The organism is Microcystis sp. T1-4 (assembly GCF_000297435.1).
Taxonomy (GTDB): domain Bacteria; phylum Cyanobacteriota; class Cyanobacteriia; order Cyanobacteriales; family Microcystaceae; genus Microcystis.
On the sequence record NZ_CAIP01000127.1, the window covers coordinates 1 to 8,085 of the forward strand.

Below are 8,085 nucleotides of genomic sequence, written 5' to 3' on the forward strand. Positions count from 1 at the left end.
ACTGATTAACTAGAAATTTGAGAAAAGATTAATAAAGGGTTTTTTATTTTTCCAGCGATAGGTATTAAAATCTCGATTATCAATTGATAAGATAAGTCCATTTCCTAACTCTTCTGCTAAGATAACTAGGGAGGCATCGGCTAAGTCCATTGGCAGACTTTGATATTGTTTCATAAGGTCTTGAATTCTTTCTAGATGAGTATTTTCAAGGTGAAATAATAGAAATTTTTGGGGATGTCTCTCAAATACGTTCATTAATTTTATTTGTTTTTCAACTCCTGTATAGAGATTTGGAGAACGTTGTAAAAGAAGATGACAACTTTCTGTTAAAACACACCAAGTTGTAATTAGGGGTTGAGAAGAATACTGTGCTAAGGTTTGCTGTGCTATTAGATGATATTGATCTTTATTGTTAAATAAAGCCACCCAGAACCCAGTATCAACGATGATCATATTTAGCTTTTAATCCTTCTTTGAGAACGGATTTATAATTAGTAGAAAGGTCTGATTCTGCACTAATACAACCGATTAATCCAGATTCTTTTAAAATGTCTAGGGTACTTTGAGCTTCAGGGTTTATTTTTGCTGCAATCTCTGGCTTTTTTGCTAAAGAATAGCGTTTTTTTAATAACTCAATAAAATCAATCAGTAAGTTTTGTGCTTCTTCAGGTAATTGGTTAATATCTTGTTGAATTTGTTCTAAGTTAATCATTAATTTTCCTCTGTTAAGGTTTTTAAATAGGCTGCTAATCTTTAAGCGACTGTTTCTGACATTTAAACCTCCTGATTTGTTTCCGACTGTCACCTGTTACTTAATCGATTAATATTAATTCCAATGCTTGATTAATAATTTTATTTTTATCGATCATAGCCTCAATTTCTTCGGGTTTATATATACCTTCAAAAGCTTCTAATGCCCCTTGTCTTAAAGCGGAAGAATAAGCATCATCTAAGGTTTCTTTTAATTCTTCTATTGTTAGATAGTTTCCTCCAGTTTTACGTCGTTGATTAATGCGTTGAATCTGTCGAACAGAATTAGAAATAGAGGTTTCCCATGAGCGGGTACTGCGGTTTTCTGCTTGCTGCTTAATCAGATGTAATAGGACAATAATACTAAAGCTAAAAATCTTATTGAGCTTATCATCCTTACTCATTTCTGTCATTTCCTCTACCAAAATCAAGGCATCGGGAACATTGCCAGCTAGTAATAGATTTTTTAACTCTAATAATTCTTCCATTTTTTACTTTTTTTTACTGATTAACCTCTTAATTTAGTAATTTGTCCTTTACATTAGATATTGTTAAAGTTGGAAAAACAAGCGAAAACTTTTGCCTGTTCTCTTGCCTTATTAAGGAAAATTTAGCCTTGTTTCATGAGCCTTGCCCTCCTTTTTGCCACTAAATCCCACTTTATCCCACAAAAATTATTGTATCAGAAAATCCAAAATGGCCACAAATTCCCACAGACAAAACCAAAGTGAACATCTAGATTGTAAGAATCACTTAGTTTTTTGGATTTTTATCAGGTTATGAACAAGATACTAGCTAATTGTATCAGCTTAGGGATCGGATTGGGTGCGATCGGGGTGGCGTTACCTGCACAGGCCGCCTCTTTTCAGGGTTTAGGGTTCTTAAATGCTATCAATTTAATTAGCCGTGCGCAGGGAGTATCGGCAGATGGGTCTGTTGTTGTTGGTGAAAGCGCCAGTGCTGGTTATCAGGCATTCCGTTGGACACAAGCAACGGGAATGGTAGGACTGGGGTACTTACATTCTGGGGTTGATTTATATAGCTATGCTTTAGGAGTATCAGGGGATGGGTCTGTTGTGGTTGGTCACAGCCGGAATACCAGCAATAATGGTACGGATGCATTCCGTTGGACACAAGCAACGGGGATGGTGGGACTAGGGAACTTATCGGGGGGAGGCATTACCCCTATCAGTGCTAATGGAGTATCAGCAGATGGGTCTGTTGTTGTTGGTTATAGCAATAGTGCTGGTGGCCAGGAGGCATTCCGTTGGACAGAAGCAACGGGGATGGTGGGACTAGGGGAGCTATCTGGGGGTGCTTTCCAGAGCAAGGCTTTAGGAGTATCAGGGGATGGGTCTGTTGTTGTTGGTTATAGCAATAGTGCTGGTGGCCAGGAGGCATTCCGTTGGACAGAAGCAACGGGGATGGTGGGACTAGGGGACTTAGATAATGGGTTTGGTTATCTTCTATCTGCAGCTAATGGAGTATCAGCCAATGGGTCTGTTGTTGTTGGTGAGGGCAATAGTGCTAATGGCCCTGAAGCATTCCGTTGGACAGAAACAACGGGAATGGTAGGACTGGGGGACTTATCTGGAGGTAGTTTCTATAGCACTGCTTCAGGAGTATCAGCCGATGGGTCTGTTGTGGTTGGTAATAGCAATAGTGCTAATGGTCAAGAGGCATTCATCTGGAATTCCAGACAAGGGATGCGGAGCTTAAGAGAGATTTTAACTAATGATTATGGTTTAGATTTAACCGGTTGGACTTTAATACAGGCGACTGGCATTTCTGCCGATGGGTTAACAATTGTGGGTACTGGACTTAACCCTAATAATAATGTTGAATCTTGGATTGCTCGTTTAAATCCGCAAAATAATCCATCTGTACCGGAGCCTAGTTCTATATTAGGGTTAGGACTGTTTTCTTTGGTGGGTTTTTTAATTAAGAAACGGTCATAATCTAACCTGACTTTGATGGGAAAGTCTATAAATTCCCTATTTTTAGCATTTCAATCAGTTAGCATCTCAATCATTAGATAAAAGGGCATCCTCGAAAGGGGTGCTTTTTTGTCGTTCGGATGTATCGATCGAGCTACAATAAAAGGGACTTCTCTAGGCGAAAATATGGCTACAGGCATCGATATTAGCGAATTTATTGTTGCTAGTCCGGATATTTGTAATGCTCGTCCCCGGATCGCGGGAACTAGAATCACGATTCAAAGTTTAGTCATGGATCATAAAACGGGAATGAGTGCCGAAGCGATCGCTAGGGAGTATCCTCAGTTAAGTCTGGCTCAAATTTATAGCGCTCTAGCGTATTATCACGCGAATAAAGAACAGATAGAGGCCGATATCGATGCTTACCGAGCCGATTGTGAAGACTGGGAATCCCGATATCGAGCCGGTGAATTGTAATGAGTCAAATCCGTCTCTACCTTGATGAAGATGCGGGTCAACGCTCGGTCGTGGAAGCTTTGCGGAATCTGAAGATTGATGTAATTACCACTTGGGAAGCGAAAAACATTCAGCTACCCGATCCTGATCAACTGGTTTAGGCAACCCAGCAAGGCCGGGTAATTTATACTTTTAATGTAGGCGATTTTTGTCGATTGCATAAATCCTATATGACGCGCTCGATCGGCCATACGGGAATTATTGTGGCCGCAAAACAAAGATATTCCGTGGGAGAACAGGTAAAAGCTATTGCTAATTTAATCGCTACTCGCTCTGCCGAAGATATCAAGAATCAACTCGTCTTTTTAGGGGATTATCTAGAATAGAAGGCGGTCAGTAAGGTATAGCCATTTCAATTAAAATTGAGAATATTAATCCCAGAGTTCATAAGGGTTTTGTCGGTCTAGAGTGTATCAGACTTATCTGAAATGACTATAACTAATGATTTCGTTAGTACCGGAACCTAGTTCTATTTTAGGGTTAGGCCTGTTTTCTTTGGTGGGTTTTTTAATTAAGAAACGGTCATAATCTAACCTAACTTTGATGGGAAAGTCCATAAATTCCCTATTTTTGGCATTTCAATCAGTTAGCGTCTCAATCATTAGATAAAAGGGCATCCTCGAAAGGGGGGCTTTTTTGTTGTTCGGATGTATCGATCGATCTACTCTGTTCTCACTCAACAACCTCGGAGAAAGCGGGTTTCTTAACAAAAAAATCTGAGCTTTAATTTAGATATTTACCAGAAACCCGCTTTCTGTTCCACTGACTGATAATAAACCTCAAAACAATCCTATTCATGGTTATTTGCCCGTTTTTAGTCCTGATTTCAAAGCAGATTTGGCTTGGTGGTATCGAAACGAACCGAAAAAAGGCGATAAAATCTTAGACTTAGTAGCAGATATTTTGGATGGCGATCCGTTTACAGGATTGGGTAAACCCGAACCTCTTAAGTATATTGCTGCCGACCCTTGGTCACGACGGATCGATTTAGAGCATCGTTTGGTTTATAAAGTCACAGGAAATAAGGTTTATTTTTTACAAGCTCGTTATCATTATCAATCAGGCTAAACTCAGACAAACCCATCAAGAACTGTTACAGGAGAAAGGGGACAAAGAACTTAGTGAGTCCCCCCTCGCAGCTAGGTGAAGCAACAGCCCAACCCAAGACAGAAGGAGGACAGTGAAACAGTACACACTAAACTAAGCAAAGCTGTAGCCTACGTTACATTTTAATAAATCTTTACATTCCTCCAAGATTTAATCCTCATAAATGCGGCACTCTAAGGCATCGGGATTGGCTTCGCAGTAGGACTGGAGTGAGTTATTCCCCTGTTTTTTGACCCGTTGATGGGAAGCTTCGGCTTGGAGTTCCTCCACCACATCCCAGGCTGCGGCGCAATCGGGAGAGATTTCACCCTTGGCCGCGCAAATTGCCCGTGCGTCTTCCCGGGCTGCTTCAATTTCATCTTCAATGAACAACCGCTTGGGCTTTTCGACAAAATCGCTCTTGAAGAGAATATCACTCACAGAAATAATGCCCAGCAAAGTTTTGCCCTGAATCACCGGGGCGCGGCGAATGCGGGTTTGAGCAAATAACCGGGCTACATATTCCACCCCCAGTTCGGGATTGACGACCACACAGGGCTTGGCCATAATTTCATAGACCCGCATAGTTTTAGGATCGTGGCCAAAGGCCGCCACTTTGTAAACGATGTCGGTTTCGGTGACAATTCCATAGGGGTCCTGTTCATGGCGCGGTTCGACAATCAAACCCCGCAGTTTTTTTTCTTTCATCAATTTCACGGCATCGGCAACCGTTGCCGAACCACGAATGGTGACAACGTTTTGGGTCATAATTTCTTGAGCTTGCAGCATAGGAGTTGGATGGTGTTGTTAAATTAAAGAACTGGTATAAATGCAAAAGTTGACTAGGGTTGTCCCGATAGCAATTTCCTGGACTCTTGTGGGCTGAGTGCCACTTTGAACACAGATGACAAAGACCAATGGGCGCTCGCTGGTTGGGGCTGGGGCGGCATGGCCGCAGCTGTGCTCCCCTGAATGCCTGGAGCATAGGCCTCCAGCACAGCGCCGTTTTGCCAACACATGGCGATGAAATAATCACACACTGGGCATTCCGTCTGAGCAACCTGCCGGGCTGGACACTTATATCCTGCGGGCAGGCGATCGCTCAAGAGCCGTTGAGCTACGCTGCCACAGTTGGGACACCGAATTTCTATAAGCTTGTTCATCGCCATACCTCAAAATTGAATAGTGGTGTGAGAAGGAAAGGGTCAACGTCGGACGTTTGCCCAGAGTGTTCGTTCACGGTGGAAGACTTATAATTGTCGTTCTACTGCAGCCGTAAATTCTTCATAGGGTTTAACCCCAACTAATGTTTCTATCAATTTCCCCTGTTTAAATACCATGACAGCCGGAATACTTTTAATTCCAAAGCGTTTGGCCACGGGTTTGTTACTGTCCAGGTCAAGTTTGAAGACTTTGGCGCGATCGCGATAGTCATCGGCCAATCGATCGATCAACGGTGCCACCAGTTTGCAAGGTCCACACCAGGTTGCCGTGCAATCTACCACCAACAGGGATTCACTCTTTAAGAGGGAATCAAATTCAGTTTCATCTTGAATAAATGTAGCCGTACCCATGTTTATATCTCCAAATTGATGCTGTGTAACTTAGGACAAATTCTCTGCTCGCTGCGTTTTACAAGATAAATTCAGCCTTGAACCGCTCCTCCTCTAAAAATGCTTGGCTTTTGACTCTTTAACTTTCCCCCAGAAGGGGGTTGGGGTTCAGGACTATGAATAAAGAAAAATGGCATTAGTCAATGTCCGCCTCCCGGGGGTATCGTCTATAGTTTGGTTGTCCCAGACATCGATGGTGAGATCTAGTCTCTGCTCATGCAGGGGTTTTACTTTGTAAGTCGTCATCGGCTGCCCCCAATCAAAACAAATTTGCGACGTTAAGTTGCGATAATATAGTTTTGCAAGTTATTGCATTTAGATACCCTATGACAGCGACCCCTTCCAACGATTTATCTGCCTGGGAGCGGCTAGAACAAGGCAGACAAGCAAAAGCAAGCAACGGTGGTTATGCGGGCTACGGCTCCCCTGCCTTTGGACAACGATCGATCGATGGGGAATTAGTGGATGATCCGGAAGAGTGCCGGGTCATTGAACTGATTCGCCGTCATCACAAATCAGGGAAATCCTTGCAGAAGATCGCCGATTGGCTTAATGAACAGGGCTACACCACCAAACGCGGTCAACCATGGCAGCGTATTTCCGTAAAGCGGGTGCTGGATCGACTTTATGGAAAGGTGTCCAGAATTTCCGGAGTAACCCTTTAGGCCGACCAGAACCCGGAAGTACTCACCCCAGCGTCTGGTGATGCCGCTCCTAAAACCATTAGAGGCTGAATAACCCCTAAATAAAAAGTTTCAGGCTTTAACCTGTTACATCCGTCTATGATACACCGAAGTGGGTCTAAAATCTTTACGAGTTTAATAAAAATTGTAACAAAACGTTACATCTTTTAGGAAAAAGTTAAATGACGCTACACTTTGAGATAGTTTTAGAACGGGTTTCAGCAACTCTGAGAGTCTGGGTTCTTTGCCCGGGGGCTAGTCTGCCTATCTTGGCCTTTGCGATTGCGGGATGGTGCTGATGTCCTTTGATACACCTCTGAGTTGGGCCCCCGATCTGGAAAAGGCGATCGATCGCCACCCCTTGACGGTGCCGCCAACGACTTCCCTGGCAGATGCGATCGCCATGATCGGTCAGGCCCATAGCCGTCTGTGTTTACTCACCGATGACCTATCCCCTCTAGCTGCTCCGGCCGGAGAAGCGCGTGTTAGCTGTCTGCTGGTGGTGCAAGGGCAAGAGTTATTAGGAATTTTGACAGAACGGGATGTGGTGCGACTCACCGCTCAAGGAATTAACCTGACCGAGACAACCGTTGCCGATGTGATGGTACATCCCCTGATCACGTTGCCCCAGCAATCTGCTCAAGACATTTTTGCTGCCCTGTTTTTGTTTCGGCGCTACCGCATTCGCCATTTGCCGATTGTCGATGACCAAGGACACTTAATCGGGGTGATCTCCCATGAAAGTATTCGCCAGATTTTGCGTCCGGCCAATCTGTTGCGGTTTCGTCGCGTATCCGATGTGATGACCAGTCAAGTGGTACAGGCCCCACTCACCGCCACAGTCCTGCAATTGGCCCAGTTAATGGCTGAACATCGTGTCAGTTGTGTGGTGATCACCCAACGAGATTCAGAGGACAATGACTGCCCGGTGGGTATTGTGACAGAGCGAGATCTTGTCCAGTTTCAAGCAGTTCAAATCGATCTGCACAAAACTAGGGCCCAGACGGTGATGAGTACGCCCTTATTTCTCCTCAACCCCGAGGATTCCCTGTGGACGGCCCATCAGGAAATGCAAAAACGGCGGGTGGGGCGTTTGGTGGTTTCTTGGAACTGGGGTCGGGGGTTGGGTATTGTCACACAAACCAGTCTGTTAAGGGTTTTTGACCCGATGGAAATGTATGGGGTGATTGAAAATTTACAACAAACCATTCAACAGCTAGAGTCCGAGCGATCGCCCTCTCTTCCTTCCCCACCAGCGGACTTATTACCCCAACGGACCCGCACCCCATCAGAAAAAGAGAGCGCTGGCGATCGCGAATTATTACTGGCCTTGCTGGACAATGCTTACAAAGACGTAAAGTATATGTTGGCTAACTTAGATATTGTCGTCGAGCAGCGGCGATCTTTGCTTCAATCTGTTCTAGATAAGCTTGCCCACCTCGGTCGTGAAATTAGCTCTTAAATAACCAGCTTGCTTCTATTCATACTAAATCTGGTTAA

Annotated in this window: 12 protein-coding genes and 1 pseudogene; 8 read left to right on the forward strand and 5 right to left on the reverse strand. The window is 44.0% G+C overall.

The window, feature by feature from the left end; all coding sequences use genetic code 11:
- Positions 1–9: 9 nt before the first annotated feature.
- The 3 genes from MICAI_RS07365 to MICAI_RS07375 form a co-directional block, all read right to left on the reverse strand.
- Positions 10–453: a type II toxin-antitoxin system VapC family toxin gene (locus MICAI_RS07365; RefSeq protein ID WP_002770545.1), complete on the reverse strand. Its 444-nt coding sequence runs from the start codon at positions 451–453 to the stop codon at positions 10–12.
- Complete coding sequence (locus tag MICAI_RS07370; RefSeq protein ID WP_002761103.1) at positions 440–712, reverse strand: hypothetical protein; 273 nt, start codon at positions 710–712, stop codon at positions 440–442. Before MICAI_RS07370 ends, MICAI_RS07365 begins: the two co-directional genes overlap by 14 nt.
- A 100-nt stretch (positions 713–812) precedes the next feature.
- On the reverse strand, positions 813–1,238 hold the full coding sequence (locus tag MICAI_RS07375; RefSeq protein WP_008199811.1) for a DUF29 family protein: 426 nt from the start codon (positions 1,236–1,238) through the stop codon (positions 813–815).
- Between the two features lie 291 nt (positions 1,239–1,529).
- Between MICAI_RS07375 and MICAI_RS07380 the strand changes: the two genes are divergently transcribed.
- The 6 genes from MICAI_RS07380 to MICAI_RS07395 all read left to right on the forward strand — a co-directional run bounded on the left by MICAI_RS07380 (position 1,530) and on the right by MICAI_RS07395 (position 4,271).
- On the forward strand, positions 1,530–2,708 hold the full coding sequence (locus MICAI_RS07380) for a PEP-CTERM sorting domain-containing protein (protein WP_008199812.1): 1,179 nt from the start codon (positions 1,530–1,532) through the stop codon (positions 2,706–2,708).
- Positions 2,709–2,873: 165 nt separating this feature from the next.
- Positions 2,874–3,164, forward strand: coding sequence for a DUF433 domain-containing protein (locus tag MICAI_RS07385; protein ID WP_008199815.1), 291 nt, complete (start codon positions 2,874–2,876; stop codon positions 3,162–3,164).
- Positions 3,164–3,304 (forward strand): hypothetical protein, encoded by a 141-nt coding sequence (locus MICAI_RS26330; protein WP_008199818.1) that lies wholly within the window; start codon positions 3,164–3,166, stop codon positions 3,302–3,304. The genes MICAI_RS07385 and MICAI_RS26330 overlap by 1 nt, the downstream gene beginning before the upstream one ends.
- A 69-nt stretch (positions 3,305–3,373) precedes the next feature.
- Positions 3,374–3,529: a hypothetical protein gene (locus MICAI_RS26335; RefSeq protein WP_008199820.1), complete on the forward strand. Its 156-nt coding sequence runs from the start codon at positions 3,374–3,376 to the stop codon at positions 3,527–3,529.
- A gap of 115 nt (positions 3,530–3,644) precedes the next feature.
- Positions 3,645–3,731 carry a PEP-CTERM sorting domain-containing protein gene (locus tag MICAI_RS27795; RefSeq protein ID WP_071823541.1) on the forward strand — a complete coding sequence of 29 codons (87 nt, stop codon included), beginning with the start codon at positions 3,645–3,647 and terminating at the stop codon, positions 3,729–3,731.
- A 234-nt stretch (positions 3,732–3,965) separates the two neighbouring features.
- Positions 3,966–4,271, forward strand: a complete 306-nt coding sequence (locus MICAI_RS07395) for a Txe/YoeB family addiction module toxin (RefSeq protein WP_039899790.1) — start codon at positions 3,966–3,968, stop codon at positions 4,269–4,271.
- A 189-nt stretch (positions 4,272–4,460) separates the two neighbouring features.
- On the opposite strand, the gene MICAI_RS07400 is transcribed toward MICAI_RS07395, so the two are convergent.
- Both MICAI_RS07400 and trxA read right to left on the reverse strand, forming a co-directional pair.
- Positions 4,461–5,078: a CP12 domain-containing protein gene (locus tag MICAI_RS07400; protein WP_008199826.1), complete on the reverse strand. Its 618-nt coding sequence runs from the start codon at positions 5,076–5,078 to the stop codon at positions 4,461–4,463.
- Between the two features lie 461 nt (positions 5,079–5,539).
- A complete protein-coding gene (gene trxA / locus MICAI_RS07410; protein ID WP_002778933.1) occupies positions 5,540–5,863 on the reverse strand; it encodes a thioredoxin in 324 nt (107 codons plus the stop codon).
- A gap of 332 nt (positions 5,864–6,195) precedes the next feature.
- On the opposite strand from trxA, the pseudogene MICAI_RS07415 reads away from it, so the two are divergent.
- Positions 6,196–6,636 (forward strand): annotated as a pseudogene (locus MICAI_RS07415) (recombinase family protein).
- A gap of 238 nt (positions 6,637–6,874) precedes the next feature.
- A complete protein-coding gene (locus MICAI_RS07420; protein WP_008199830.1) occupies positions 6,875–8,047 on the forward strand; it encodes a CBS domain-containing protein in 1,173 nt (390 codons plus the stop codon).
- Positions 8,048–8,085 lie beyond the last annotated feature (38 nt).

Bases quoted from the DNA above. Each gene is read 5' to 3' on its own strand.
- MICAI_RS07365 (WP_002770545.1), bottom strand. From the start codon at position 453: ATGATCATCGTTGATACTGGGTTCTGGGTGGCTTTATTTAACAATAAA.
- MICAI_RS07370 (WP_002761103.1), bottom strand. From the start codon at position 712: ATGATTAACTTAGAACAAATTCAACAAGATATTAACCAATTACCTGAA.
- MICAI_RS07375 (WP_008199811.1), bottom strand. From the start codon at position 1,238: ATGGAAGAATTATTAGAGTTAAAAAATCTATTACTAGCTGGCAATGTT.
- MICAI_RS07380 (WP_008199812.1), top strand. From the start codon at position 1,530: ATGAACAAGATACTAGCTAATTGTATCAGCTTAGGGATCGGATTGGGT.
- MICAI_RS07385 (WP_008199815.1), top strand. From the start codon at position 2,874: ATGGCTACAGGCATCGATATTAGCGAATTTATTGTTGCTAGTCCGGAT.
- MICAI_RS26330 (WP_008199818.1), top strand. From the start codon at position 3,164: ATGAGTCAAATCCGTCTCTACCTTGATGAAGATGCGGGTCAACGCTCG.
- MICAI_RS26335 (WP_008199820.1), top strand. From the start codon at position 3,374: ATGACGCGCTCGATCGGCCATACGGGAATTATTGTGGCCGCAAAACAA.
- MICAI_RS27795 (WP_071823541.1), top strand. From the start codon at position 3,645: ATGATTTCGTTAGTACCGGAACCTAGTTCTATTTTAGGGTTAGGCCTG.
- MICAI_RS07400 (WP_008199826.1), bottom strand. From the start codon at position 5,078: ATGCTGCAAGCTCAAGAAATTATGACCCAAAACGTTGTCACCATTCGT.
- trxA (WP_002778933.1), bottom strand. From the start codon at position 5,863: ATGGGTACGGCTACATTTATTCAAGATGAAACTGAATTTGATTCCCTC.
- MICAI_RS07420 (WP_008199830.1), top strand. From the start codon at position 6,875: ATGGTGCTGATGTCCTTTGATACACCTCTGAGTTGGGCCCCCGATCTG.